This is a genomic window from Ralstonia sp. RRA (genome assembly GCF_037023145.1).
Classification (GTDB): domain Bacteria; phylum Pseudomonadota; class Gammaproteobacteria; order Burkholderiales; family Burkholderiaceae; genus Ralstonia.
Genome location: NZ_CP146091.1, coordinates 770,905 through 795,746 on the forward strand (window position 1 = coordinate 770,905; position 24,842 = coordinate 795,746).

Here is a 24,842-nt window from a genome sequence, read left to right on the forward strand (position 1 = left end):
ATGAAGACACAATCTTTCTTAGTCAAGGCGCTCGCGCTGTTGATCAGCTCGCTGCTGCCGCTGACGACTAACGCGGCGCTGCTAACCATCGCGCAATATCCGCTGTTTCTGTCGAGCAACACAGCGACGCCCAATATTCTGGTGGTCTATGACAACTCGCAGTCCATGGACGGGACGATGGCGGGCAAGTTGATCGCGGGCAACGATCCAACCACACGTGGCAACATTGCGCGCTCGGTGATTACGTCGACCATCTCGAACTATCGCACCCAATTCAACTGGGGCCTAGCGACGTTCGATGCCCCGGGGCCCAGCCTGTACAACACGTATGCCTACTTCTTTGGGAGCGCCAGCACCATGGTGTTCACAAATGACTGTGTCAACGGCATTTCCGCATCGAACGGCGGCCTGCGCTGCGTCCCGAACCCGCAATCGGGTGCCTCGTATTCGTATCTGACTTACGAGCTCAGTGGCGATGATCCTGCCATCAATGACGTCTTGTACTACAACGGTACGTGGCCGTATCCGTGGGCTATTGGCTTATCGGGGGGGACGACCAGCAATCCCAATACCAATTACAACGGGTGCCAGAACCACGCCAACGTGTCGACCTGGAATTCCGGTGACTTCTCGGGTTGCCAGCAAGTTGGCTTTACCCCGACCGACGCCGGGTTTCTGCCGGGCAATCCTCCTTACTCACGAATGATCTGGCTTTCGCGCGCGTGGGGCTACTACGCCAACATAAGCGGGTCCGGAAAAATGATGGAAGCTGTGCAGGCGGATTCGACCTCGCACTACCAGAATCTGATCGATTATCTGGCGCCGGAGACAAATTCAAGTTCAGCAGCGAGCGGCCACAGCAAGCTCGAAATCAAGAACGGGGCGGTGGCTACGCCTCTCTCTGGCAGTCTGCAAACGGCGAAGAGTTACTTCGCGGGCTCGCAGACTGGCTATTCGACGCCTGTGACTCAAAGTTGCCAGAAGAACTTTGTGCTGCTAGCGACCGACGGCAACCCCACCGGCAAGACCGATGGTTCGATGTGGGCGCTTTCCGATCAGCAAAGCACCTATAACTCGAGCACTGGACAGTGGACATTCTCCAACGCCGCGAACGATGTGTTCAGTCAAATCACGGCGTTACGCAGTACGAGCGTTAAGGGTTATACGAGTCCCTTTGACATTCAGACCTACGTGGTCGGGATGGGTAGCACGGTGTCCAACCCGGCTTCGGTAGCTGTGCTCAACCAAATGGCGAAGCTCGGGGGGACGGGCAATGCTTACCTGAGCTCGGATCCCGCAACGCTGCAGCAGCAGTTCCAGAGCATCGCGGCGGACATTACCACCAAGGTGGCAGCGGCTTCGGCCGTTTCCCTGAACGCGGGTTCCTGGGGGTCAGGCACTGCCTTGTATCAGGCCAAGTTCAGCAGCGCGGACTGGTCGGGGCAGTTGCTTGCATATGCCATTAACTCGGACGGTTCGATCGGCAGCCAACTCTGGGATGCCGGCCAGCAGATCAATTCACAGAACTGGGATACCGGGCGCCAGATCCTGACGTACAAGCCGTCTGCGGCTCTTGGCGCTCGCGGTATTCCGTTCCGATGGCCTGCATCGCCGGGTTCGCCGAAGGCGACCGAGATGGATGCGGCGCAATCGACCAAGCTGAACTACAACGCCAGTCAGACCACCAACGACGGCTATGGCTCGCAGCGTGTGTCCTATCTGCGTGGCAACAATGCCAACGAAGCCAATACGTGTGGATCCTGCACACCGTCGTTTCGCAATCGTCCGACGAGCAAGCTGGGCGACATCATTCACTCATCGCCCAACTACGTCGGCGCGCCTGCGTTCAACTATCCAGACAACATGGAGAGCGCCCCTTACTCCGCATTCGTATCGACCTGGCGCAATCGGACGCCGATGATTTACGTCGGAGCCAATGATGGCATGCTGCACGGGATCAATGCGTCTACGGGGAAAGAGTCAATGGCCTATGTTCCGGCGGTCATCTACAGCAACCTCAGTATGCTGACCGCTCCGACCTACACACACCAGTACTTCGCGGACGGCTCCGTCACGGTGGGGGACACCTTCTATAAGAGCGGGTGGCATACGTTGCTGTCAGGTGCGCTGGCCGGTGGAGGACAGGGCATTTTCGCGCTCGACGTCACCGATCCGTCGAAGTTCACTGAGTCGACCGCGAGCCAGGTCGCGCGCTGGGAATTCACCGACGCGAATGACGCAGACATGGGCTATAGCTTTGGCCAACCGTTGATCGTCAAAACAAACAACGGAAGGTGGTCCGTTATTGTGGCCAATGGTTACAACAGCACGCAGTCTGATGGTGCGGCGAGCACGACCGGCCACGCAGTGCTGTTTGTGTTGGATGCAGAAACCGGAGCGGTCACTGCAAAGATTGATACGAACGCTGGCACGACCGCTGCGCCAAATGGCCTGTCAGGACCTATCGCCGTTGATACCAACGGGGATGGCATTGCCGACGTGGTTTATGCCGGCGATCTGGCGGGCAACATGTGGAAGTTCGACCTGTCGAGCAGCGCAGTCAGCAATTGGGGTGTTGCATTTGGAACCTCCGGCAGTCCACAGCCGTTGTTCAGTACGGGGGGGCAGCCGATCACGGTACGCCCGGACGTGACTCGAAATTTGCAAGGTAACTACCTCCTGGTCTTCGGCACGGGGCAGTACTTCACAACGACCGATACAGCGTCGACGGCTGGACAGACCTTCTACGGCATCATCGACAAGGGCGCCACGATCAGCGGCCTGTCTAATCTTCAGCAGCAGTCGGTGTTGGGTACAACAACGGGTCCCGACGGCAACACGTATCGCATCACGACACACGCGGTAGGAGCGCCAACCTTGGACGCGCTTCGGTCCGGCGACAATGCAATTTCGCTTGGGTCCTACAACAGCTCGAAGCTCGGTTGGTATATCAACTTGCCGACTACCGGAGAGCGTGCTGTGACAGATGCGACCATTCGTTCTGGTCGTGTGATTTTTAACACTGTCATCCCGTCCACCGCCCAATGCAGCGCCGGTGGTACCGGCTGGGTGATGGAGTTGGATGTCTTTACGGGCAACCGTTTGGATAGTCCGACCTTCGATACCAATGGCGATGGAGTCATCAACAACTCGGATCTACTCCAATATGGCGGTTCGCCCGCCAATACGAGTGGTCGACAAGTCGGCTCAATTCCCGCTGCTCCGGGCTTTTTGCAGCCCATTCAAGCACCGGGCGCCTCGCCATTTGAAAACAAATACGTCAATACTTCGGCGGGTGCCATTCAAGTGATTGGTGAAACGGCAGGTAAGGGTTCCCGTGGCCGTGTTGCATGGCGGCAATTGAACTGAGGGGGCAGGTATGAAGAAGCTATGTGTGATTGCCACCTTTGTGCTGGCAGGCAATGCAGCATATGGTGCGCTGGCGCTGGGAGGTGGCGAGCCTGGTGGCGTGACGCTCAGCCCGGCGTCGAGTCGGGCGCAGCCCCATGCGAGTGAAGCACCTCGCATGCTACGTGGCGTGGTCACCGCGCTCAATCTGGATAAAGGTGAGATTGACGTGCACGGTAACCGCCTTCAGGTCGGTCGTGCGGTGCGCGTATTTGGCCCTGCTGGGGATGAGGGCCGCCTCTCGTCGTTGCGTCAGGGGCAGGAGATTCGTTTCCTGCTGGATCCGAAGGACGCCTCTGAACGGACGATTTCAGTTATCTACCTCCAATGAACACAGGACTCTCTCGCTCTCGGCGTTTGCCCCGCGGCTTCACATTGATTGAGCTGATGATCACGGTCGCTATTGTGGGCATCCTCGCCGTCGTGGCCTATCCGTCGCTCAACGGCTACATACAGAAGTCCAGGCGTGCGGATGCCAAAACGGCATTGCTCGCGGTGGCTCAGAAAATGGAGCAATACCGCTCATTGGGCAACACCTATGCGGGCGCGACATTGGGCGCCAGCGGTGTCTACGCCAATACCAAGTCAGACAACGGCTACTACGCTCTGAGTTTCTCCGTCGCGCCTACGCAGACGGTCTATACGGTTCAAGCCGTTCCGCAGGCCGGTCAGGCAGCGGATGCGTGCGGTACCTTCAGCTACGATCAGGCGGGGAATAAAATGGTGTCCGGGGGCACGCTTACGGCGTCGAGCTGTTGGTAGTCGTCGGGGGATCGTGCAGCGATACAAACCGTTCGCGTGCGTGCTATTTGCGCACACTCGTCGCCGCAACCTCATCCAGCACATCGCGAAACTCCGCCAGATCCTCAAAACTCCGGTACACCGACGCAAACCGGATATACCCAATCTTGTCCAGCCGCTTGAGTTCGCGCATCACCAGCTCGCCCACGCGGTCGCTGCCGATTTCCTTCTCGCCGTGGCTGAGCAGTTTTTCTTCAATGCGAGCGATGGCCTCGTCGATGGCCTCGGCGGAGACAGGGCGCTTGCGCAGCGCTAGGCGCATGGAGTCCTTGACCTTGCTGCGGTCGTAATCGACGCGGCTGCCGTTCTTTTTGACGACGGCCGGGAAGAACAGCTCGATGCGTTCGTAGGTCGTGAAGCGGCGGTCGCAGGACTCGCAGCGGCGGCGGCGGCGCACGGTGTCGCCTTCCTCCGACATACGGGTCTCAATCACCTGGGTGGCCGCGTGGCCGCAAAAGGGGCATTTCATGCCGCTCTCCTCGGAAACCTCAAACGCACAGCGCTAAAAGAACAACGCCGCGATGGCCGGGGTGGCCCATCGCGGCAGAGTACTACGTGGCCAGTTGCCCGGCCATGGTCAAGTGCTTAGGCGTAGACCGGGAACTGCTTGGTCAACTCAGCCACTTTGGCGCGCACGGCAGCGATGTTCGCTTCATCGTGCGGGTTGTCCAGCACGTCGGCGATCAGGTGCGCGACCTTCACGGCCTCAGCTTCCTTGAAGCCGCGCGTGGTCATGGCCGGCGAGCCCAGGCGCACGCCCGAGGTCACGAACGGCTTTTCCGGATCGTTCGGGATGGCGTTCTTGTTGACGGTGATGTGCGCGTCGCCCAGCACCTTCTCGGCTTCCTTGCCGGTGATGTTCTTGGCACGCAGGTCCACCAGCATCACGTGGCTCTCGGTGCGGCCCGACACGATACGCAGGCCACGGGCCATCAGCGTTTCGGCCATGGCGCGGGCGTTCTTCACCACTTGTTCCTGGTAAGCCTTGAACTCCGGCGACAGCGCTTCCTTGAACGCCACCGCCTTGCCGGCGATCACGTGCATCAGCGGGCCACCCTGGATGCCCGGGAAGATCGCCGAGTTGATGGCCTTCTCGTGCTCGGCCTTCATCAGGATCACGCCACCGCGCGGGCCGCGCAGGCTCTTGTGGGTGGTCGTGGTCACGAAGTCAGCGTGCGGCACCGGGTTCGGGTACACGCCCGCGGCGATCAGGCCAGCGTAGTGGGCCATGTCGACCATGAAGTACGCGCCGATCGATTTGGCGATCTTGCCGATGCGCTCGAAATCGATGCGCAGGGCGAATGCCGATGCGCCAGCGATGATCAGCTTCGGCTTCTTCTCTTGCGCCAGGGCTTCGAGTGCGTCGTAGTCGATGTCTTCCTTGGCGTTCAGGCCGTAGCTGACCACGTTGAACCACTTGCCGCTCATGTTCAGCGCCATGCCGTGCGTCAGGTGGCCGCCTTCGGCCAGGCTCATGCCCATGATCGTGTCGCCCGGCTTGAGCACGGCGAAGAACACGCCCTGGTTGGCCTGCGAGCCCGAGTTCGGCTGCACGTTGGCGGCTTCGGCGCCAAACAGTTGCTTCACGCGGTCGATGGCGAGTTGCTCAACCACGTCCACATATTCGCAACCGCCGTAGTAGCGCTTGCCGGGGTAGCCCTCAGCGTACTTGTTGGTCAGTTGCGAACCTTGCGCGGCCATCACGGCCGGCGAGGTGTAGTTCTCGGAGGCAATCAGCTCGATATGGTCTTCTTGACGCTGATTTTCCTTCTGGATGGCGGCGAAGATTTCGGGATCGATCTGGTCGATCGTATAGCGGCTGCGTTCGAACATGGCGAGTGTCTGGTCTGAATCGAAACGGAAAAAGGCGATGGTCGGGCGAGGCGGGGGAAACGCGCGCGGCTTGGACGCTGCTCCCGGTGTTGGCCGATTGCAGCGGGTGCCCAAGTCACCCTTTGCTTCCCATTCGCTGCCCAGGCGAGCGGCAGGCGTCGTTGTGCATGACGCCAGAAACCTTGCGCTTCCTCGTGGTCGGTGCCCACTGCCGAGGTCTGCGGTGTGTTGCTGCAGCCCCGGGATTCGCCAGTCGCGCAAGGTGGAATGGTTGCCCGCGAGTGTACGACAGGCCCTTGACTGCCGCAAGGCGCGGGGCGCTTGCCCAAGCACATTGCGGCGCAACAGGCGGCAATGCTTCAGGTAAACTCTGTTTTTCGCATTTTTTCAGGCTTGGAGACACTCCATGATCGTATTCGTGACCGGCGCAACCGCCGGCTTCGGTGCAGCTATCGCCCGACGTTTCGTGCGGGAAGGCCATCGCGTGATCGCGGGCGGCCGCCGTCAGGATCGTCTGGATGCGCTCAAGGCCGAACTGGGCGACGCGCTTCTGCCAGTCGTGCTGGATGTGCTGGATGCCACCGCTGTTGCCGCGCTGCCGGGCTCGCTGCCGGAAGGCTGGCGCGAGGTCGACGTGCTGGTCAACAACGCCGGCCTGGCGCTCGGTCTGGAGCCCGCCCAGCGTGCCGACCTGACTGACTGGGACCGCATGATCGGCACCAACTGCTCCGGCCTGGTCCATATGACGCGCGCGTTGCTTCCGGCCATGGTCGAGCGCAATCGTGGCCATGTCATCAACATCGGTTCGATTGCCGGGACGTACCCGTACCCGGGCGGCAACGTGTATGGCGCGACCAAGGCGTTCGTGCGCCAGTTCTCGCTGAACCTGCGCGCTGATCTGACCGGCACCCGCGTGCGCGTATCGAACATCGAGCCGGGCCTGTGCTCCGGCACTGAGTTCTCCAACGTCCGTTTCAAGGGCGACGATGCCCGCGTGGACAAGGTCTACGAAGGCACGGAGGCCCTCACTGCTGACGACATCGCCGAAGCCGTCTACTGGATGGCAGCGCTGCCACCGCACTTCAATGTCAACGCAATCGAGCTGATGCCCGTTTGCCAGTCATTCTCGGCCACCAGCGTGACGCGGGGCATGGCTTAAGCCGTGTCATGCAGGGTTTGCGCTTCCATGCAAGCCCTCGGCCGGCCGGTGGATGGCTGGCTGTCATTTGAGCCTTGGTAAAATTGCCGGATGTCTTCTTTTGACTGGAACCTGCGCGTGTATTGGGAAGATACCGACGCAGGCGGCGTGGTGTTCTACGCCAACTATCTGAAATTCTTTGAGCGCGCCCGCACCGAATGGCTGCGCGCGCTCGGGGTCGACCAGCAGGCGCTGGCCGACACGACTGGGGCCATTTTTGTGGTGCGCAGCACCGCTGTGGACTACCGCGCACCTGCCCGCCTGGATGATCTGGTCCAGATCCGTTCGCGTATGGAACGGGTTGGCCCGGCGTCAGTCCAATTCGCCCAGGAAGGCTGGCGCGGTGACGTTCTACTCGCCTCAGGCACGATTCGTGTTGGATGTGTCGACCGGCTCACATTCCGGCCGACCCCGATCCCCGCTCCCGTACTCGCAACCATCAAAGCTGCCGCATGAATCCCGTCGAGGTCACACAAGATCTGTCGATCGTATCGCTGGTGCTGCACGCCAGTCTCTTGGTCCAGTTTGTCATGGGCCTGCTGCTGGTGATGTCGCTGTTCTCCTGGACGTACATCTTCCGCAAAGCCTTTGCACTGCGCGCTGCACGCAGCCAGACCGAAACGTTCGAACGCGATTTCTGGGCCGGCGGTGATTTGCAGGCGCTGTACCAGAGCGCTGCCAACAACCGCCACAAGACGGGCGCGCTGGAGCGCATTTTCGAAGCCGGCATGCGCGAATACCTCAAAACGCGCGAGCAGCAGCGCGGCGGTGGCGACCCAAGCGCCATCCTCGACGCCGCCCGCCGCGCCATGCGCGCCGCCTACCAGCGCGAGATGGATTCGCTTGAATCGCACCTGCCGTTCCTGGCGTCGGTCGGCTCGGTCAGCCCGTACATCGGCCTGTTCGGCACGGTGTGGGGGATCATGAACGCGTTCCGTGGCCTGTCCAACGTGCAGCAGGCCACGCTGTCGGCTGTGGCGCCCGGTATTGCCGAAGCGCTGGTGGCCACGGCCATCGGCCTGTTCGCGGCCATTCCGGCGGTGATCGCCTACAACCGCTACGCCACCGAGTTGGACCGTCTGGCCAACCGGTTCGAGAGCTTCATGGAAGAGTTTTCGAACATCCTCCAGCGCCAAACACGTTAAGCGCTAAGGAGCATCGTCATGGCTACCATCCAGAGAACGCGCCGCGCCCGACGGGCCAAGGCCGACATCAACGTCGTTCCGTACATCGACGTGATGCTGGTGCTGCTGGTCATCTTCATGGTGGCGGCGCCCGTGGTGAACCCCGGTGTGGTCAACCTGCCGTCGGTGGCCAACGCCACACCGCAACAGACCCAGCCGCCCATCGTCGTGACTATCAAGGGCGACGGCACGATCCTTGCTCGCATCAAGACGGGCTCGGGTGCCACCGAACAGAAGCTCGCCAATAACAATGAGCTGCGTGCCTTCGTCAAGCAGCGTACCGATGAGAACCCCGATCAGCCGGTCGTGATTGCCGCCGACAAGGCCGTGCAGTACGACCGCGTGCTGACGGTGATGAGCGTGTTGAAGGGCGACGGCGTCAAGCGTGTCGGCCTGATGGTGAAGTCGCAATGAACGCGAAGCTGTTTCCGGGCGAGGCAACCTGAGTGAGCGTCATGGCTACAAGGTCAGTGAGCCCCGCGTTGCATCGTTACGAGCCTGTCCGCGAGCGCGGCACGCTGCGCGCGTTCGGGCTGGCAGTCCTCACGCATCTGTTGCTGATCGCTTTCCTGTATTTTGGCGTGCAATGGCAGAGCAGCACGCCGCGCGGCGAAGAAGCCGAGTTGTGGGATGAGGCTGCGGTTCAGCAGGCCGTACAGACGGCGCCTCCTCCGCCCGAGGTGAAACCGGAGCCCGTTATCAAGGCGCCGCCAACCAAGGTGGAAGAGGAAGCCGACATCGCGCTGGAGCAGAAGCGCAAGCGCGAGCGGGAAGCCGCAGCAGCTGCCGCGCGCGAGGCTGAACTCGCCCGCCGGGCCGCCGAGGACCGCGCTGAAGCCCAGCGCCAGGCGCAGCTGAAAGCGCAGAAAGAACAGCAGGCCCGCCAGGCGGAACTTCAACGCAAGGCCCAGGCCGAACAGCAGGCCAAGGAAAAGGCGGCCGCTGCTGAGGCGCAGGCCCGCAAGAATGCGCAACTGCAAGCCCAGGCGGAGGCCAAGGCCAAGGCAGATGCCGAAGCGAAGCAGAAGGAGCTGAAAGCCAAGGCTGCCGCAGATGCTAAGGCCAAGGCGGATGCCGAGCGCAAGGCCAATGAATCGCGTGCCAACGCACAGCGCAAGGAGCAACTGGATCGCCTGCGTGCGATGGCCGGTGCTGCCGGCGCGACTGGCACCGTGGCCGGTTCTGGCGGCGGCGTTGGCAACGCAATGGGCACGGGCGGTACGTCATCGGCAGGGTATGCCGAACGCGTGCGTGCGAAGGTGCAGCCGAATATCCATTTCTACGACGACACGACGGGCACCCCGATTGTGACGGTTCTTGTAGAAATGGCACCCGATGGCACTGTCTTGTCGCGCTCGGTGAAGAAAACAAGCGGATATCCGGCGTTGGACGAAGCTGTGCTGCGCGCGGTGGACGCTTCCAGTCCATTGCCGCGCGACACAAACGGCAAGGCGCCGTCGAGCGTGATTGTTGGCTTCAAACCGAAGAAGGGATAGACGCCTTAGGGCAGAACATGTCCTGAACGAGCTATGAGGATCGTGATGCGGAAATTTTGGATTTCAAGACTTCGTCAAGCTGTGCAGGTCGGCTTGCTGATGGCATTGAGCATAGGAGTGGCTCGCGCCCAACTGTATGTCGAGATCACGGGGGCGGGCTCCAGCCAGTACCCGATCGCCATCGCCAATTTCCAAGGAGAGGCGGGTATCCCGCAAAACCTGTCAGCCATCGTCCGCGCTGACCTTGCACACAGCGGGCGCTTCTCCAACGTGGATGTCGCCGGCGCCGTGGTGCCGGACAATCCGGCCCCGGACCTGGGTGCCTGGAAAACCCGCGGTGCCGCTGCCTTCGTGGGCGGCACAGTGACCCGCAATGGCGACCGCTACGAAATCCGCTTCCGCCTGTACGACACCGCCAAGGGTGAGAGCCTGGGCGGTCTGTCGCTCACGCGCGGCCCTGGGCAATTGCGTCTGGCTGCGCATGAAATTGCCGACTACATCTACCAGAAGCTGATCGGTGAGCGCGGCGTGTTTGCGACGCGCCTGTCGTATGTGTCGAAGGTGGGCCGTCGCTATCAGCTGCAAATTTCCGATTCGGATGGCGCCAACCCGCAGGTTGCGTTGACGAGCAACGAGCCGATCATCTCGCCGGCGTGGTCGCCGGACGGCACCAAGGTCGCGTACGTGTCGTTCGAGCTCAAGAAGCCGGTGGTATACGTGCACGATCTGGTGGCCGGTCGCCGCACGGTGATCTCGAACCAGAAGGGCAACAACTCGGCGCCGTCGTGGTCGCCGGATGGCCGCCGCGTGGCGGTGGCGCTCTCGCGTGACGGCAATACGCAGGTCTACGTGGTCAACGCCGATGGCTCGGGCCTGCGCCGTCTGACCCGTAGCAGCGCGATCGACACCGAGCCGTCGTTCTCGCCGGATGGCCGTTCGATCTATTTCACCAGCGACCGTGGCGGCGCACCGCAGATCTATCGCATGTCTGCCGATGGCGAAGAGGCGGGCGGCGCGCAGCGCGTGACCTTCAAGGGCGGTTACAACACAAGCCCGCGCGTGTCGCCGGACGGCAAGCTGCTGGCCTACATCTCGCGCGTGGGCGGTGCCTTCCGCCTGTACACGCAGGATCTCACCAACGGCGACGTGAACGCGCTGACGGACACCTCCTACGATGAGTCCCCGAGCTTTGCCGCCAATGGCAAGTTCATCCTGTATTCCACGCGCGTGGGCGGCAAGACGGTGCTGGCAGCCGTGTCCACCGATGGCCGTACGCGTCAGATTCTTTCCCTCCAGGCCGGCGAAGTTCGTGAGCCGGCGTGGGGTCCTTTCATGCAGTAACGAAGCAGTTCCTCTAGGAGAAATCGGACATGTCGAAGTCCCAAACCATGATCAAACTCGCAGCCATTGCCACGCTGCTGGCCCTGGGCGCTTGCAGCTCGGGCGTCAAGCTGGATGACACCGCCAAGAACGGCACGGGCGGTGCAGGCACGGGCGCCGACACCCGCACGGTCACCCCGGTGGACGTGGGCCGTGACGAACTGACCGACCCGAACAGCCCGCTGGCCAAGCGCAGCATCTATTTCGATTTCGACAGCTACTCGGTCAAGTCGGAATACCAAGGTCTGCTGGGCCAGCACTCGCGCTACCTGCAGTCGCACAACCAGCGCAAGGTCCTGATCCAGGGCAACACCGACGAGCGCGGCACCAGCGAGTACAACCTGGCCCTGGGCCAGAAGCGTGCCGAGGCCGTGCGTCGTGCGCTGTCGTCGATGGGCGTGCCTGATAGCCAGATGGAAGCCGTGAGCTTGGGCAAGGAAAAGCCGCAGGCCACCGGTCACGACGAAGAGTCGTGGGCGCAGAACCGCCGCGCCGACATCGTTTACTGATCGGCATGGTTTGAAGTTGGACGCGCCGGCTGCGATGCTGCGGCCGGCGTTCTTACGTTGGCAATCATATGGGTCTGTTGGTACCAAAAACGTACGCACGCAAGGGACAGATGAGCCGCAGGGCTAGGCGTGGACAGCGCCGCTTGGTTATTCCAAGCAAGCTGGCCACAACGACGCCATGCGGCTCATCTGTCCCTTGCCCTTCGGGTTGGCTCGAGCGGGGGCCATCTGCTTTGTCGGCGTGCCTTGCAAAGGGAATGACCCTTTGCGGCGGCATCCTTCGCGCATCTGGCCCCCGCTCGGGCCAACGTGCGCACGTTTTTGGTACCAACAGACCCATGACTACGATGATGAAACAGCGCGCGTATGACACCATGCGTCGGGCCATCCTGATGGCGACGCTTGTCGCGGGTAGCGCCCTGACCATGGCTGGCCCGGCGGCAGCAGGGGTGTTTGACGACGATGAGGCGCGTCGCGCCATCATCGACATGCGCGAGAAGTTCAACACCTTCCAGTCGAGCGCGGCGCAGCGTATCGACCAGAACAGCCGTAACCTGATCGACGCGCAGAACCAGATCGAGACGCTCAAGTCCGAAGTGGCGCGCCTGCGTGGCCAGAACGAGGTGCTGCAGAATTCTGTCGACACGCTGACCAAGCAGCAGAAGGATTACTACGCCGACCTCGACGCGCGTCTGAAGAAATTCGAGCCGCAACAGGCCACGGTGGAAGGCCGCGAAGGCACAGTCCAGCCCGGCGAGAAGGATGAGTATGACGCCGCGCTCAAGCGGTTCCAGGGCGGTGATTTCAAGGGGGCGGGCAACCAGTTCTCGGCCTTCGTGAAGAAGTATCCGCAGAGCCCGTATCTGCCGCTGGCGCACTTCTGGCTGGGCAACGCGCTGTATGCGCAGCGTGACTACAAGGGGTCGAGCTACGTGCTGGAGAGCATGGCACGCGCCAACCCGCAGCACCCGAAAGCGGCCGATGCACTGTTGCAAGTGGCAACCAACCAGGGTGAATCGGGCCAGAAGGCCGCCGCACGCAAGACGCTGGAAGCAGTGGTTGCCCAGTACCCGGGCAGCGAGCAGGCCAAGACTGCGGAAAGCCGCCTGAAGACGATGCGCTGATCGCTGAATCGCTTCTGTGATGGATTGACGCCCGCCCGTGACTGCACTGGCGGGCGTTTTTCATGGCAGCGCGCCGATGAGCGGTATGTGCGGCAAGGAGCGCGGCCAGCGTGGCGGCGCGCTAAAATGCGGACCTTCTCCTGATGTGCTCCACAAGACTTCGCCCATGAAAAAACGCGCCATTGTCCTGCTGTCCGGCGGGCTGGACTCCGCTACCGTGCTCGCCATGGCCAATGCCGATGGCTTTGAGACCTACGCGCTGTCGATGCGCTACGGCCAGCGCCATTCGTCTGAGCTGGAAGCGGCCAAGAAGGTGGCGGCTGCGCTCGGTGCCGTGCGCCACGAGATCGTCGATCTGGATCTGCGCAAGTTCGGTGGCTCCGCGCTGACTGACGACACGCTCGACGTGCCAACCGAGGGTGCCCACGACGGCATTCCCATCACCTATGTGCCGGCGCGCAACACCATCATGCTGTCGCTGGCGCTTGGCTGGGCCGAGGCCGTCGGTGCGCGTGACCTGTTTTTCGGCGCCAATGCGGTCGACTACTCCGGCTACCCGGACTGCCGCCCCGAATACGTTGCTGCGTATGAGACGCTGGCCAACCTAGCCACCAAGGCCGGCGTGGAAGGCGAGCACATCCGCGTAAACGCGCCCATCATCGCCATGACCAAGGCGGAGATCATCCAGGCCGGCGCGCGACTGGGCGTCGACTATGGCATGACGGTGTCGTGCTACAAGGCTGACGAAGAAGGCCGTGCCTGCGGCGTATGCGATTCGTGTCGTATCCGCAAGGCGGGCTTTGAGGCGGCCGGCGTACCCGACCCGACGCGCTACGTCTGACGCCATGCCCGAACTCGATATCAACGCGCTCTCCCACACGGTGCTGTGGGCGACCTTTGCGCTCACCTTTGTGTTTGGCGCGCTTCTGCAGCGCACGCACTTCTGCACGATGGGTGCGGTGTCCGACGCCATCAACATCGGTGACTGGAGCCGCGTGCGCATGTGGGTGCTCGCCATTGGCGTGGCCATGATCGGCACGGGTGTGCTGAGCTGGCTGGGCCTGATCGATACAAGCAAGACCCTCTACACAGCCAACAAGCTGCTGTGGCTGTCGTCGCTGGTGGGTGGGTTGCTGTTCGGCTTCGGGATGGTGCTGGGATCGGGTTGCGGCAGCAAGACGCTGGTGCGCATCGGCGGCGGCAATCTCAAGTCGGTGGTGGTGTTCGTATTCCTCGGGTTGTCGGCGTACATGACGCTCAAGGGCGTGTTTGGCGTGGTGCGCGTGGCGACCGTCGACAACGTGGCGATGATGCTGCCGACCCCGCAGGACTTGCCGAGCGTGCTGGGCCATGCGCTGTCGGTCGATGTGCGTACGCTGCGTCTGGCACTCGCGCTGGTGATTGGCGGGGCGCTGTCGCTGTGGGCGCTGCTCGGGCGTGACTTCCGTACGGTCGACAATCTGCTCGGCGGTATTGGCGTCGGGCTCATCATCGTGGCCATGTGGTACGTGTCGGGCCACCTCGGCTATGTGCAGGAAGATCCGAACACGCTGCAGGAGGCGTTCGTCGCCACCAACAGCGGCCGCATGGAGGCGCTGAGCTTCGTCGCCCCCGTGTCGTACACGCTCGAGTGGTTGATGTTCTTCAGCGATACGTCGCGCGTGCTGACGGTGGGCATCGTGAGTGTGCTGGGTGTGATTGCTGGCTCGGCCGTGGTGGCGCTGGCCACGCGCACGTTCCGCTGGGAAGGTTTTGCCAATGCCGAAGACACCGGCAATCACATCATCGGCGGCATCCTGATGGGTGCAGGCGGTGTGACGGCGCTGGGTTGCACGATCGGGCAGGGCTTGTCGGGCGTGTCGACACTGGCGATCGGTTCGTTCATCGCCGTGGCGGGTATCCTGATTGGCGCGGTGCTCGCATTCCGCTACCAGGTGTGGCGGATGGAACGCCTGGTTTGAGTTGAGGGGCGTTGACAGAGTCGCAGAAATCTTCCTATAATCGCGGTCTTTGGGGTCTTTAGCTCAGTCGGTAGAGCAGTAGACTTTTAATCTATTGGTCGCGGGTTCGAATCCCGCAGGACCCACCAAATTTCAGAGGGCCCGGCAGGAAATTGCCGGGCCTTTTGCGTTTTCTCGGGGTTATGCCGGGGCTAGGCCGTGGTGGGCGGGCCTCCTGCGTGCTGCTTGTGGGCACTACGCACTTAAAGTCCCGTGCCTCGTCCTCAAGCGCCACCAGGGTCGAAGGGGGCTGTGGTGTTGGGGCCGCGGTGAAATTGCTGCAGGATCATTCACCTCCGATTATTAATGGGTGGGGGTGGTGCGTGACCCTACACCGGAATTAGTACCGTCCAGAAGTGGAAATTTCCGGCGTCGTTGATTCGTCCGCCGAGGTGTTTTTCCTTGCCTGACGGGCGAATTCGGCGGGTGTCGCCCACTGCAGTGCGGAGTGGGGACGGCTCTCGTTGTAGTACCTCCGCCAGTCGGCGATTTTGCTCCGAGCATCGTCCAAGGACAAGAACCAGTGCTCGTTCAGGCATTCCTGCCGGAACCGCCCGTTGAAGCTTTCCACCTTGGCATTGTCGGTCGGCGTGCCTGGCCGGCTGAAGTCGAGTTCCACGCCGTGCTCGTATGCCCACCGGTCCATCGCCTTCGAGATGAATTCGCTGCCATTGTCCACCTTGATGGTCTGAGGCGCGCCGCGCTCGGCAACCACTTCGTCAAGCACTCGCACAACGTCTTCCCCTTCAGGCTTTGGCCGACTTCGATGGCCAAGCTTTCTCTGGTGTAGTTGTCCACCACGGTCAACGCGCGCAGGCGCCGACCATCAAACAAGGCATCGGATACAAAGTCCATGCTCCAGATTTCGTTGATAGCCGTGACGATGCTCTTGGGCTGGCGTAGCCGCGCCGACTTGTTGCGCTTGGGACGCTTATGCCGCAGCGACAGACCTTCGGCCCGGTACAAGCGATAAACACGTTTGTGATTGTCTTTCCAGCCTTCCCGCTGCAGCATCACGTGCACCCGGCGATAGCCGTAGTGCACGCGTGTGGCCGCTATCTCTTTGATGCGTGCAAGCAATGCCGACGAGTCCCGAGCAACCGACCGATACCCATACAGCGAGCGTGACATGTGGAACAACGCGCAAGCCTTAGTCAGGCTCACACGATAGCGGTCACGCAACTCGTCAATCAGCGTGCGCTTGCGGGAAGGCTTCAGAGCTTTTTGAGAGCACGTCCTGCAGCATGGCCTTATCCAGGCTCAGGTCCGCCACCAGCCGCTTGAGCTTCGCATTCTCCTCCTCGAGCTGCCGCATCCGGCGCAGCTCCGAAGGGCCGACGCCCCCGTACTTCTTCTTCCAGTTGTAGAAGGTCGCCTCGCTGATGCCCAGCTTGCGACACACCTCCTCGACCTTCGTACCCAGTTCCGCTTGCTTGAGCGCGAACGCTATCTGCGCCTCAGTGAACTTGCTCGTCTTCATGGCATGTCTTCCATTTCAAATCATGAAAATCATGCCGGATTCTCTACTTCTCAGCTGTACTGTTTCTTGGTGTAGGGTCAGGTCACAATGAACACCCACCGCAAAAATCTGGATGACATGGCCGCGTTATTTGGGGTTGTATTTCCCAAGGCACGCTGCAACCAGCGTGCGCATGAGCTTCCAGTTTCCCCGCATGCCACCGATCTTGGTTGGCACCGGACCATCACTCGGGTAGGAGCGTCGTGTCGCGAGTTCCACACAGCGGTAGCCCAATTTCGGCGCGCGATAGGAAAGATAGGCCAGCAATTCGTAGTCGGCGAAGTCCGTGCGGAAGATGTTGACCTTCGGGTCCAGCAGCAGACGGGCGCTGTAACCGCGGAACCCCTGAGTCGTATCGGTCCAGTGAAAACCCGATGCGAGTGATAGCAGGGGGGCGTGGATCAGTCGTATAGCCAGCGATCGGCTCAACGGCGTGTTTTCTTCTTGTCCACCTCGAACGAAGCGCGAAGCCTGGACAAAGTCGTAGCCGTCATCCAAGGCGGCAATGAAGCGCGAGATGGCTTCCGGGTCATCTTTGTCATTACCATCAATCGTGACGATTGAGCGGTAACCTTCTTTCAGGCAGTAGGCATAGGCACACCGTAACTGTGCGCTGAGCCGGCCCGGCGCCGTTTTCTCGAGCAGGGTGCGTACGCGATTCGCATCCAGCATCGTGGTCTCGAGCGATCCGTCCGTGCTGCCTCCGTCCACGATGACAATGTCGGCCTGGTCGGCGATGCCGCAAGACATCATTCTCGTCAGCAGGTTTTGGATCCGACGGCCTTCGTTGATGACAGGAATGACGATTGCGGTATCGGACGTCTTCGGGCACTCCAGTCGCACTTCATATGCGGGGACGTGCCACTGCGCGTCGATTTGCGATGCGACGGTCATAGGGTATTTCAGTGTGATGTGTTGAGGCTGATGAATACGACGCCAGTGGTCACCAAGATCAGGCCGACAATGGTGTTCCACCGGAAGGTCTCGCCAAGCAGGAAGGCTGAGGCGCAGGCGACTGCGCCGATGGCACCCGCCGTCAGGATGGGGTGAGCGACATTTAACGGGAGCCTGGAAAGAGCTGCGGCATAGAGCACGAACGCGCAACCGTAAAGGAAGATGCCAAGGAGCAGAACTCGGTTCGTGGCTAGCTGCAACAGCATGGCCGGCGAGGTGGGCGCCGTGCGCATCGCAACCTTGATCAGCACGCTGGCAGACGCATTCGACAGAATGCCGGCGACGACGATAGCAACATTGATCCAGTTCATGCGTCGGTTCGGTAAGTTTGCACTGCGACTTGCAGGGCGTTCTCGATCGAAGTGAGCCGTTGCTCGGGCTTCGTGAGCATCTCGATGGAGATGTTGGGCAGTCGGGCAGCGTGCAGTGCAGTTGCAATGGTTGCGTGGTCGGTGGCGACTGAACCAAGTGGTGCGAGATCCGGCTCGCTTGCATGCACGTATCCAACTAGGTCCGCGCACTGACGCACTGTCTCGGAAGGGGATTCCTGATTGATCGTCATCGTGCCGGTGTCGAGATGCAACCGGACTGCTGGGTGATTGACTCGCGCCACGACATCGGCGGCTTCCAGCGTCGAGGTCATGAAGTTGCAGCCATACCGGGCCGGATTCGCTTCAAGACACAACGTCGTTCCGTTCTTTGCAGCAATATCTCCCGCGCGACGGAAGAACTCGGTAGCCACGGCGTCAACGGTGACCGGATCCAAATGTCCGCGGTCGCGGCATTTCGGAGACCCAAACACCAGCGGGCCGATGCCCAGACCCCCAGCCACGCGGCACACATGGGTCAAATGATCCAGCATCGCAGGCTGCGTGTCCTTGTCAAACAGATTGAGGCCGGTACGACCGAAAAACAGTGACTGCATGCCCAGCAGGGAAACGCCGCGCCCCTCCCAAACCGCTCGCACAAAAGCGACATCTTCCTGCGTTGCGGACGCGACATCCGGGAAATACTTTCCGGGGGCAATGTCGATTGCGTCGATCCTGTAACGATTGAGCAGGGCCGCTACCGCTTCGTCGTCTGTTGGCTCCCAGGCGATGTTTGAAATGGAAATCTTCATGCTTAGGCGGCCTCGGTCAGAAGTCGATGGTGCTGCGCATAGGCGCGAATCGCCAAGAGGCTTTCACGCTTGCTGTATTGGTAGCGTGGCGAGTCGGCGCCGAACATGCCAGCGTGCAGGCTCTGCAGGTCATATATTGGCGCCGGCCGCTGCGCGACCTCGGGCGGCACTTCCAGGTGGCGTCCGAATACCGATACTGCAATCTCTTCTACCCTCAAGGGTTCCGCCGTCAGGTGTACTAGCGACAAGGATTGCTTGAGCGCCAATTGGATATCGTTCCACAGGTTCACCATCGGGTAGAACTGGAACACGCCTCGCGGATCGATTTGCGCCACATTGTTTTCATGCGCCATGTCGTAGATCACGTTCTTGCGCAAACCCGGACCGACCAACCCAGGCAGGCGAACGATCAAGTGCTGCCCAAACTGTTCACGCACGAACGACTCGAGCGCATATCGATGCAATCCATACGGTTGCAGGCGGCTGGTATCGACCGTGGTTTCCTCGTTGACGCCAACGGGGTTGTGGAACACGTCAACAGTACTAAGCAGCACGAACGTTTTTGCCTGGACGCCGCGCAATGCGCTGACTAGCCGGTCAATGCTGGCGCGATCGGCTTCGGGTTGCTGGTTCGCAAGCCATTTCTGACCGGGCGCGCCCGCGCACAGAACCAAGTCATAACTTCCGCCTTGGATCTCATCAATGTTGGAGGAGCGAAAACGACGCTCGGTGGGGCATTGGCGCAGCAGGGTGCTGCCGACAAAGCCACTGAACCCAATCAGTGCAGTTCCTGCCATGGAGTGATTCTCTCTACATTCAATGGGGCAAAGCTTCGTCATCGAGCTTGGCCAGGATGTCGTACACGTTGTCGATCTTGCCGCCCAGGATGTTGTAGGCGCCCGCGATACCCGGCACCGGCTCATAGTAGATAGGGCGCCCGTCATCGATCTCGTTGCGCGCCAGCACGGTCTTGACCTCGAAGAGCGAGTCGCGCACAACTGCTCGTTGCAACGAAGGCATCAGCCGAGCGGCGTCGCGGATCATGCGATCTGCATGGGATTGCTTGTGGTACTGCTGCAGTATCGTGTTCGGGTCAGCCGTTCCTTGTTCATGCCACTGCATGTGAGGGGTGTAGCGCACGTGCGAGAGGGTGTGAAGGCCGCGACTGGGAAACGGCATGCAGGAAAAGAACGGGCCATCCATGACGGTGACACCGATATTCCTGAGCTCCGCGGGCGGCTCGATCAACGCCATCTCCGTGATCTCGTGCTTGAGCGAGGCCTGCACACGGCCCTCCGAGGAGAAAACGGTTCGCAGACCGCTGTATGTACAGTTGAACAGATAGCGGGATCGCTCGAAGCGCGAAGAGCCGTCTGGCTCAACCAACTCAACCTGGATACCGTTGTCTATGGGCAGAATATCCCGTACGGTATGACCAAGCATGAGGTCGATGCCGGTCTGCGCAATTGTTTCATGGGCCCAACGCCGCAGGGAGACTGCATTGAATGCGTACTCTTGCACAACGTAGACCGCGTCGACATGGCGCGAGGTGAAAAGGGTTCTCAGGGCTGGCGGCGCGGGTTGTAGCTTTGCGCCAATTTCCTGGCAGAAGCGCTCGAACTGTCGAGGCGACACCTTGGAGTCTCGCGCAATCGCATAGATCTTGGTGAACTGATCGACGACAGCGAACGGAAAATCTCTGACGAAGTGCGGCAGGTTGGCCCGACTTCGGAATGCGGTGACAAAGCTGCGCGGGTAGTGATATCCATTATGGACGCGTGCTTGGTTGCATAGAGAAGCGCGTGTGAGCAGTTCCGTTTCGCGCTCGATGATCGCGACCTTGCCAAAGCGGCGCCGGCGCTTCAGATAGTCCGCAATGGCGACGCCATAAAAACCGCCACCCACGACAATGGCGTCACGCATGCGGCGCCGGCGATGATTGAGAGACTGCCGATACGGGGATGGCATCCGCCGTGTCCTCGACATTGAGTCTTTGGCGCCGGCTGACAATGCTGCTGCCGAATTCTTGCCCAATATGGTAGGCCGGTTCTTTTGAATTGACCGACCGCATATGAGTGACGTATTCGCCAAGCACCAGTAACACCATTGAGAGCAGGAAAAACATCGCTGATTGCTGAAGCGACAGCGTAACCCACCCCTCCGCGACATGGGGCTTGACGAGCGCGATAATCACGACATACAAGGAATACAGGATATTCCCGAGGGCTCCGAACAGTGCCAGCGCCGTCACCATCCGCATGGGTCGCGACGTCGATGACACCATGAGCTGTAGGGCACGATCCACGCCGTCCAGCAGGGAGCGTTGACGGTGCCCGTGGGGTGTCCAGCGACCTGTGATGCTGGTCTTGCTGAAGCCGGCCGTGGCGGGCAAATGCCGGTAGGCGAGTTCCGGCGTCCCGTGGCGCTGAATGAAGTTGATGACGTTGCGGCTGATCAGGCGGAAGTGAGGCGCCTCCATGGACAGTCGCACTCCGTGCATGTTTTCGTACAACCGATCAAAGATGTTCGAGCCCAGGCGGTACAACCAGCCCTCGGCACTTTCGTCTTGATTCTGCACGAACACCACCTCGTGTCCGGCGGTGGCTTTCGCCAGCATGGGCATGAGCAACTGCACGTCGTCGCACAGCGGATCGATTACGGCAACGAAATCGCCGAGGGCGTGTTCGCTCCCCGCCCACGCAGCTGTTTCGAAGGAGACTTGCTTAGTGAGGGCAAATACCTGAACGTTTGGCAAGGCATCGTCCGCCAGAGCAGCCTTGAGCGCGAGTAGTGAGTCGTCATCCGAGGCATTGTCGACGACGAGGAGTTCGTAGTCGCTCACACTGTCCTTCAGTGTTGCGATAAGCGTTGTGAGCGTATTCCGAAGCAACGCGGCGTCATTTCGGGCAACGATGACGACGGAAAGAAATAAGGGATATTCGACCATAGAGAGGCGAGTCTTAGGACACGGTCCAACCAAGTGTCGCTGTGATACCGTAAGTGTCAATAACAATTGTCGCATGTACGTGCGAAGCCTTCTGAATTGAGACGTATTTTTGCCGTCCAAGACGCCCATCCTCATGCGCCTCTATCTCGCCGGCCCCGATGTCTTCCGTCTGCAACCTGCGGCGCATGGCGAAGTGCTCAAGGCGCTGTGCGCGGCATTCGACTTCATCGGCCTATACCCGCTCGACAACGCAATCGCCCCACAAGCCAATGGTCCGGCGACCGCCGCCGAGATCTACCGACAAAACATCGCACTGATCGATTCGGCGGACGCCGTGATCGCCAATGTGGCGGACTTCCGCGGCTATGAGCCGGACTCCGGCACGTGCTTCGAGATTGGCTATGCCATTGCGCGCGGCAAAGACGTGTGGTGCTACAACGTGCCCGCCGCGCCACTCCTCACGCAGGTACCGAACACCCAAGGCAGTGACGCCGACGGCTGGACCGTGGAGGACTTCGGTTTGCCGCGCAACCTGATGATCGCGTGCAGCAGCCGCCTGGTGGTGGGTGATGCGCGTGCATGCCTGGAGCGGATGCACGCCCATTACGCGGGTGTGTAGTTGCGCATAGTCGCGCGGCCGATATGCGTATGCGGATTGCTTCCTTCAGGGCGGCAGGGGCTGTCCGTATAGTGCCTGCACCGGATAACCCGCCGGAAGAGGCACCGCATGAAGCTCGACGACCTGCATCAACTCCCTGATCTCACACACCTGTTGGCCGAACTGGCCTCCACCGCTGCGCAACGCGATCAGCAAGGCGGTCATGCTGCGCATGAGAAGGCAGCAATTGCACGCGCAGGTTTACTGCCGTTGGTCATCCCCACCCAGTACGGCGGGGCAGGTGCAGGCTGGGCCGATGCCTTCGCCGCCGTGCGTGCCATCGCTGCGGTCGACAGCTCCCTCGGGCATCTGCTGGCCTTCCAGTACCTGCAGACCACCACGGTGTATCTGTATGGCTCTGACGCGCAGCGCGAACGCTTTCTACGCCCGACTGCGGAGCTGGGCTGGTGGTGGGGCAACGCCGTCAACCCGCTCGACCATCGGCTGCGCGCGCAGCGCTCCGGCAGTGGCTGGGTGCTTGATGGGGAAAAGGGCTTCTGTTCGGGCACGCTGGGCTCAAACATGATGGTGGTGTCAGCCCATGATGAGGCGAGTGGCAAGACCGTAGTCGCTGTGGTGCCGACGGCGCGCTACGGCATCACGGTGCGCGACGACTGGCATCCCATCGGCCAGCGCCAGACCGATAGCGCCACCGTGCAGTTTCGCCATGTGCAGGTGAGCGAAGACGAAGTGCTGGCCGGGCCCGACAACGTCTTCACGCCGTATCAGACCTTGCGCTCGTGTGTTGCGCAGAACGTGCTGGTCAATCTCTACACCGGCATTGCCGCGGGCGCGCTGGATGAGGCGCGCAAGGTCACGCTGCATGCGTCGCGGCCGTGGCTCACTTCCGGCGTGGAGCGCGCGGCGGACGACCCTTATCAGATCCAGCGCTTTGGCGAGATGCGCGTGCAATGGCTCGCCGCTGAAGCCTTGGCCGATCGTGCCATCCAGCGGCTGGACCGCGCGTGGCGCAAGGGGGCTGCGCTCACCGCTGACGAGCGCGCCGAGGTCTCGCTCTTCACGGCCGAAGCCAAGGTGGCGGCACATCGTGCGGCGCTGTTCATCAGCCAGGAAATGTTCGAGGCAACGGGCGCGCGCTCTACCAAGGCCGCACTCGCGCTGGACCGCTTCTGGCGCAACGCACGCACGCATACGCTGCACGATCCGCTCGACTACAAGCTGCGCGCCATTGGCCGCTACGCGCTGGAAGGCATCCTGCCGGATGCCACGGTCTACGGCTGAGCGCGTATCGATCTGCGCTTTCCTTCGTTGGCACATGGCCAGCGCGGGCGGTGTAATGTGGAATTCGTTCGCTGCCGTGAACTGTCTACTTACATCATGTCTGACGTTGCCCTCGCCACCCCGGCTGCCCCTGAGGCGCCTGCCGTTCATACCACCCGTTTCCACGTCCGTCGTCTGCCTGATGCGCCGCTCGGCGCCGAGATTCTGGGGCTTGCCGATGCGGCCAACCTGTCCGATGCCGACATCGCCGCCATCCGCCAGGCGTGGCTTGCGCACGATGGTTTGCTCGTCTTCCGCGACGTGCAGCTCACACCGCAGTCGCAAGTCGAATTCAGCCGCCGTTTTGGTCCGTTGCAGGTGCACGTGCTCAACCAGTTTCATCTGGCGGGGCACCCGGAAATCCTGGTGGTCTCCAACGTGGTGGAGAACGGCAAGCCGATCGGCCTGGGAGATGCAGGGCGCGACTGGCACTCGGATCTCTCGTACAAGCCGCTGCCGAGCCTGGGCTCGCTGCTGCTGACGCGTGAACTGCCGGAGGAGGGTGGCGATACGCTGTTTGCCAACATGGTCCGCGCCTTCGAGACGCTGCCGGCCGAACTCAAGCGCGTGATCGAGGGCCGCCGCGCGGTGCATTCGTACGTGTACCGCTACGAGCGCTTGCGTGTGCTATCGACCTGGCGTCCACCGCTGTCGCAGGCGCAGATTGATGCTGTGCCACCGGTCGATCATCCGGTCGTGCGCACGCACCCGGAGACGGGCAAGCGCGCGCTCTTCGTCAACGAAGGCTTTACCTCGCACATCCTTGGTCTTCCGGAAGACGAAAGCACCAGCGTGCTGGAGCAGCTCTTCGCCCACAGCGTTCGCGCAGACAACGTCTACACGCACCAATGGCGCGCGGGTGACATGCTGTTCTGGGACAACCGCTCGACCATCCATTTCGCGCCCGGCTGCCCCGACACCTATCGCCGCACGCTGCATCGCACGACGATCGAGGGCGATGTTCCTGTCTAAAGCCCGGCCTCGCGCAGCCGCGCATCAATGCTGGCGAGCGTGAGCGTCTGTGCGAAGAGCCGTGCGAGGGATTGGCTGGCGTGCTGTGAGACCACCTCTGCGGTGGCCCAGCGGTACGCGTCCATCTCTGGGATCATGCGCCCCGTGTGATAGCTGTTGAACATCGAGGTGCAGGTCAGCGTGTCGAGCGTGACATCGGCGCGGCGCAGGCGTGTGGCAAACAGATGCAACTCCTTGTCACGCCGGAACGGAACGCGGCCGAGTTCGACCAGCGCGTGGCCATCGAGGTCGAGGCCGGTTTCTTCACGCGTCTCGCGTAATGCGGTATCGCGGTAGCTTTCGCCCGGTTCAGGGGCCCCCTTGGGGATGTCCCAGTGGCGCGTTTCCGTGGCATGGGCGAGCAGGACCTCGGCGTCTTCGTTGAGCAGCACGAGGCCACAGGACAGGGCGATCGGCAT

25 protein-coding genes, 1 tRNA gene, 1 pseudogene and 1 riboswitch are annotated in these 24,842 nt (G+C 61.4%); of the genes and pseudogenes, 17 read left to right on the forward strand and 10 right to left on the reverse strand.

The window, feature by feature from the left end:
* Genes V6657_RS03750 through V6657_RS03760 form a run of 3 tightly spaced genes read left to right on the forward strand, consistent with a single transcriptional unit; the run spans window position 1 to window position 4,170 of the window.
* Window positions 1-3,369, forward strand: coding sequence for a PilC/PilY family type IV pilus protein (locus V6657_RS03750; protein WP_048935080.1), 3,369 nt, complete (start codon window positions 1-3; stop codon window positions 3,367-3,369).
* Window positions 3,370-3,379: 10 nt separating this feature from the next.
* Window positions 3,380-3,739 carry a hypothetical protein gene (locus V6657_RS03755; protein WP_048935079.1) on the forward strand — a complete coding sequence of 120 codons (360 nt, stop codon included), beginning with the start codon at window positions 3,380-3,382 and terminating at the stop codon, window positions 3,737-3,739.
* Entirely contained in the window at window positions 3,736-4,170 is a 435-nt protein-coding gene (locus V6657_RS03760; protein ID WP_048935078.1) for a type IV pilin protein, read from the forward strand. Before V6657_RS03755 ends, V6657_RS03760 begins: the two co-directional genes overlap by 4 nt.
* Window positions 4,171-4,213: 43 nt before the next feature.
* Here the strand turns inward: V6657_RS03760 and nrdR are convergent, their stop codons facing one another.
* The gene (gene nrdR / locus V6657_RS03765; RefSeq protein WP_048935077.1) at window positions 4,214-4,678 is read right to left on the reverse strand and encodes a transcriptional regulator NrdR; all 465 of its coding nucleotides are present in this window, start codon (window positions 4,676-4,678) and stop codon (window positions 4,214-4,216) included.
* Between the two features lie 116 nt (window positions 4,679-4,794).
* Entirely contained in the window at window positions 4,795-6,042 is a 1,248-nt protein-coding gene (gene glyA, locus V6657_RS03770) for a serine hydroxymethyltransferase (RefSeq protein WP_048935076.1), read from the reverse strand.
* 131 nt (window positions 6,043-6,173) lie between these two features.
* Window positions 6,174-6,309, reverse strand: a riboswitch (ZMP/ZTP riboswitch).
* 139 nt (window positions 6,310-6,448) lie between these two features.
* Here glyA and ydfG point away from each other — a divergent pair.
* The 11 genes from ydfG to V6657_RS03825 all read left to right on the forward strand — a co-directional run bounded on the left by ydfG (window position 6,449) and on the right by V6657_RS03825 (window position 15,022).
* Entirely contained in the window at window positions 6,449-7,201 is a 753-nt protein-coding gene (ydfG, locus tag V6657_RS03775; RefSeq protein WP_048935075.1) for a bifunctional NADP-dependent 3-hydroxy acid dehydrogenase/3-hydroxypropionate dehydrogenase YdfG, read from the forward strand.
* Between the two features lie 90 nt (window positions 7,202-7,291).
* Window positions 7,292-7,696 (forward strand): tol-pal system-associated acyl-CoA thioesterase, encoded by a 405-nt coding sequence (ybgC, locus tag V6657_RS03780; protein WP_021195233.1) that lies wholly within the window; start codon window positions 7,292-7,294, stop codon window positions 7,694-7,696.
* The gene (gene tolQ, locus V6657_RS03785) at window positions 7,693-8,385 is read left to right on the forward strand and encodes a protein TolQ (RefSeq protein ID WP_021195232.1); all 693 of its coding nucleotides are present in this window, start codon (window positions 7,693-7,695) and stop codon (window positions 8,383-8,385) included. Before ybgC ends, tolQ begins: the two co-directional genes overlap by 4 nt.
* Before the next feature lie 18 nt (window positions 8,386-8,403).
* Entirely contained in the window at window positions 8,404-8,838 is a 435-nt protein-coding gene (gene tolR / locus V6657_RS03790) for a protein TolR (RefSeq protein ID WP_048935074.1), read from the forward strand.
* Window positions 8,839-8,879: 41 nt separating this feature from the next.
* Window positions 8,880-9,920, forward strand: coding sequence for a cell envelope integrity protein TolA (tolA, locus tag V6657_RS03795; protein ID WP_048935073.1), 1,041 nt, complete (start codon window positions 8,880-8,882; stop codon window positions 9,918-9,920).
* A 33-nt stretch (window positions 9,921-9,953) separates the two neighbouring features.
* Window positions 9,954-11,261, forward strand: coding sequence for a Tol-Pal system beta propeller repeat protein TolB (gene tolB / locus V6657_RS03800; protein ID WP_048935072.1), 1,308 nt, complete (start codon window positions 9,954-9,956; stop codon window positions 11,259-11,261).
* Window positions 11,262-11,290: 29 nt separating this feature from the next.
* Window positions 11,291-11,809 carry a peptidoglycan-associated lipoprotein Pal gene (pal, locus tag V6657_RS03805; protein ID WP_021195228.1) on the forward strand — a complete coding sequence of 173 codons (519 nt, stop codon included), beginning with the start codon at window positions 11,291-11,293 and terminating at the stop codon, window positions 11,807-11,809.
* 338 nt (window positions 11,810-12,147) lie between these two features.
* Window positions 12,148-12,933: a tol-pal system protein YbgF gene (gene ybgF / locus V6657_RS03810; RefSeq protein ID WP_048935071.1), complete on the forward strand. Its 786-nt coding sequence runs from the start codon at window positions 12,148-12,150 to the stop codon at window positions 12,931-12,933.
* Window positions 12,934-13,099: 166 nt separating this feature from the next.
* Window positions 13,100-13,774 (forward strand): 7-cyano-7-deazaguanine synthase QueC, encoded by a 675-nt coding sequence (gene queC, locus V6657_RS03815; protein ID WP_048935070.1) that lies wholly within the window; start codon window positions 13,100-13,102, stop codon window positions 13,772-13,774.
* A 4-nt stretch (window positions 13,775-13,778) separates the two neighbouring features.
* Window positions 13,779-14,894, forward strand: coding sequence for a YeeE/YedE family protein (locus tag V6657_RS03820; protein ID WP_048935069.1), 1,116 nt, complete (start codon window positions 13,779-13,781; stop codon window positions 14,892-14,894).
* Window positions 14,895-14,946: 52 nt separating this feature from the next.
* Window positions 14,947-15,022: transfer RNA gene (locus V6657_RS03825), tRNA-Lys, on the forward strand.
* A 251-nt stretch (window positions 15,023-15,273) separates the two neighbouring features.
* Here V6657_RS03825 and V6657_RS03830 read toward each other — a convergent pair.
* The 7 genes and pseudogenes from V6657_RS03830 to V6657_RS03860 all read right to left on the reverse strand — a co-directional run bounded on the left by V6657_RS03830 (window position 15,274) and on the right by V6657_RS03860 (window position 21,473).
* Window positions 15,274-16,413 (reverse strand): annotated as a pseudogene (locus tag V6657_RS03830) (IS3 family transposase).
* Window positions 16,414-16,539: 126 nt separating this feature from the next.
* Entirely contained in the window at window positions 16,540-17,346 is an 807-nt protein-coding gene (locus V6657_RS03835; RefSeq protein WP_048931801.1) for a glycosyltransferase family 2 protein, read from the reverse strand.
* 8 nt (window positions 17,347-17,354) lie between these two features.
* Window positions 17,355-17,717, reverse strand: a complete 363-nt coding sequence (locus V6657_RS03840) for an EamA family transporter (protein WP_048931802.1) — start codon at window positions 17,715-17,717, stop codon at window positions 17,355-17,357.
* On the reverse strand, window positions 17,714-18,526 hold the full coding sequence (locus V6657_RS03845) for a sugar phosphate isomerase/epimerase (protein WP_048931803.1): 813 nt from the start codon (window positions 18,524-18,526) through the stop codon (window positions 17,714-17,716). Before V6657_RS03845 ends, V6657_RS03840 begins: the two co-directional genes overlap by 4 nt.
* A 2-nt stretch (window positions 18,527-18,528) precedes the next feature.
* Window positions 18,529-19,323, reverse strand: a complete 795-nt coding sequence (locus V6657_RS03850; protein WP_048931804.1) for an NAD-dependent epimerase/dehydratase family protein — start codon at window positions 19,321-19,323, stop codon at window positions 18,529-18,531.
* Window positions 19,324-19,342: 19 nt separating this feature from the next.
* Window positions 19,343-20,449: an FAD-dependent oxidoreductase gene (locus V6657_RS03855; protein ID WP_048931805.1), complete on the reverse strand. Its 1,107-nt coding sequence runs from the start codon at window positions 20,447-20,449 to the stop codon at window positions 19,343-19,345.
* Window positions 20,442-21,473, reverse strand: a complete 1,032-nt coding sequence (locus V6657_RS03860) for a glycosyltransferase (protein ID WP_048931806.1) — start codon at window positions 21,471-21,473, stop codon at window positions 20,442-20,444. Before V6657_RS03860 ends, V6657_RS03855 begins: the two co-directional genes overlap by 8 nt.
* A gap of 127 nt (window positions 21,474-21,600) precedes the next feature.
* Here V6657_RS03860 and V6657_RS03865 point away from each other — a divergent pair, with 127 nt between their 5' ends.
* The 3 genes from V6657_RS03865 (at window position 21,601) to V6657_RS03875 (ending at window position 24,384) form a co-directional block, all read left to right on the forward strand.
* Window positions 21,601-22,092 (forward strand): nucleoside 2-deoxyribosyltransferase, encoded by a 492-nt coding sequence (locus tag V6657_RS03865; protein WP_048931989.1) that lies wholly within the window; start codon window positions 21,601-21,603, stop codon window positions 22,090-22,092.
* 108 nt (window positions 22,093-22,200) lie between these two features.
* Window positions 22,201-23,373: an acyl-CoA dehydrogenase family protein gene (locus V6657_RS03870; RefSeq protein WP_048931807.1), complete on the forward strand. Its 1,173-nt coding sequence runs from the start codon at window positions 22,201-22,203 to the stop codon at window positions 23,371-23,373.
* Window positions 23,374-23,469: 96 nt separating this feature from the next.
* Window positions 23,470-24,384: a TauD/TfdA family dioxygenase gene (locus V6657_RS03875; RefSeq protein ID WP_048931808.1), complete on the forward strand. Its 915-nt coding sequence runs from the start codon at window positions 23,470-23,472 to the stop codon at window positions 24,382-24,384.
* On the opposite strand, the gene V6657_RS03880 is transcribed toward V6657_RS03875, so the two are convergent.
* Window positions 24,381-24,842, reverse strand: a complete 462-nt coding sequence (locus V6657_RS03880) for an NUDIX hydrolase (protein ID WP_048931809.1) — start codon at window positions 24,840-24,842, stop codon at window positions 24,381-24,383. The two genes, V6657_RS03875 and V6657_RS03880, sit on opposite strands and share 4 nt — an antisense overlap.

Excerpts from the sequence above, each read along its gene's own strand:
- V6657_RS03750 (WP_048935080.1), top strand. The coding sequence starts at position 1 with ATGAAGACACAATCTTTCTTAGTCAAGGCGCTCGCGCTGTTGATCAGC.
- V6657_RS03755 (WP_048935079.1), top strand. The coding sequence starts at position 3,380 with ATGAAGAAGCTATGTGTGATTGCCACCTTTGTGCTGGCAGGCAATGCA.
- V6657_RS03760 (WP_048935078.1), top strand. The coding sequence starts at position 3,736 with ATGAACACAGGACTCTCTCGCTCTCGGCGTTTGCCCCGCGGCTTCACA.
- nrdR (WP_048935077.1), bottom strand. The coding sequence starts at position 4,678 with ATGAAATGCCCCTTTTGCGGCCACGCGGCCACCCAGGTGATTGAGACC.
- glyA (WP_048935076.1), bottom strand. The coding sequence starts at position 6,042 with ATGTTCGAACGCAGCCGCTATACGATCGACCAGATCGATCCCGAAATC.
- ydfG (WP_048935075.1), top strand. The coding sequence starts at position 6,449 with ATGATCGTATTCGTGACCGGCGCAACCGCCGGCTTCGGTGCAGCTATC.
- ybgC (WP_021195233.1), top strand. The coding sequence starts at position 7,292 with ATGTCTTCTTTTGACTGGAACCTGCGCGTGTATTGGGAAGATACCGAC.
- tolQ (WP_021195232.1), top strand. The coding sequence starts at position 7,693 with ATGAATCCCGTCGAGGTCACACAAGATCTGTCGATCGTATCGCTGGTG.
- tolR (WP_048935074.1), top strand. The coding sequence starts at position 8,404 with ATGGCTACCATCCAGAGAACGCGCCGCGCCCGACGGGCCAAGGCCGAC.
- tolA (WP_048935073.1), top strand. The coding sequence starts at position 8,880 with ATGGCTACAAGGTCAGTGAGCCCCGCGTTGCATCGTTACGAGCCTGTC.
- tolB (WP_048935072.1), top strand. The coding sequence starts at position 9,954 with ATGAGGATCGTGATGCGGAAATTTTGGATTTCAAGACTTCGTCAAGCT.
- pal (WP_021195228.1), top strand. The coding sequence starts at position 11,291 with ATGTCGAAGTCCCAAACCATGATCAAACTCGCAGCCATTGCCACGCTG.
- ybgF (WP_048935071.1), top strand. The coding sequence starts at position 12,148 with ATGACTACGATGATGAAACAGCGCGCGTATGACACCATGCGTCGGGCC.
- queC (WP_048935070.1), top strand. The coding sequence starts at position 13,100 with ATGAAAAAACGCGCCATTGTCCTGCTGTCCGGCGGGCTGGACTCCGCT.
- V6657_RS03820 (WP_048935069.1), top strand. The coding sequence starts at position 13,779 with ATGCCCGAACTCGATATCAACGCGCTCTCCCACACGGTGCTGTGGGCG.
- V6657_RS03835 (WP_048931801.1), bottom strand. The coding sequence starts at position 17,346 with ATGACCGTCGCATCGCAAATCGACGCGCAGTGGCACGTCCCCGCATAT.
- V6657_RS03840 (WP_048931802.1), bottom strand. The coding sequence starts at position 17,717 with ATGAACTGGATCAATGTTGCTATCGTCGTCGCCGGCATTCTGTCGAAT.
- V6657_RS03845 (WP_048931803.1), bottom strand. The coding sequence starts at position 18,526 with ATGAAGATTTCCATTTCAAACATCGCCTGGGAGCCAACAGACGACGAA.
- V6657_RS03850 (WP_048931804.1), bottom strand. The coding sequence starts at position 19,323 with ATGGCAGGAACTGCACTGATTGGGTTCAGTGGCTTTGTCGGCAGCACC.
- V6657_RS03855 (WP_048931805.1), bottom strand. The coding sequence starts at position 20,449 with ATGCGTGACGCCATTGTCGTGGGTGGCGGTTTTTATGGCGTCGCCATT.
- V6657_RS03860 (WP_048931806.1), bottom strand. The coding sequence starts at position 21,473 with ATGGTCGAATATCCCTTATTTCTTTCCGTCGTCATCGTTGCCCGAAAT.
- V6657_RS03870 (WP_048931807.1), top strand. The coding sequence starts at position 22,201 with ATGAAGCTCGACGACCTGCATCAACTCCCTGATCTCACACACCTGTTG.
- V6657_RS03875 (WP_048931808.1), top strand. The coding sequence starts at position 23,470 with ATGTCTGACGTTGCCCTCGCCACCCCGGCTGCCCCTGAGGCGCCTGCC.
- V6657_RS03880 (WP_048931809.1), bottom strand. The coding sequence starts at position 24,842 with ATGCCGATCGCCCTGTCCTGTGGCCTCGTGCTGCTCAACGAAGACGCC.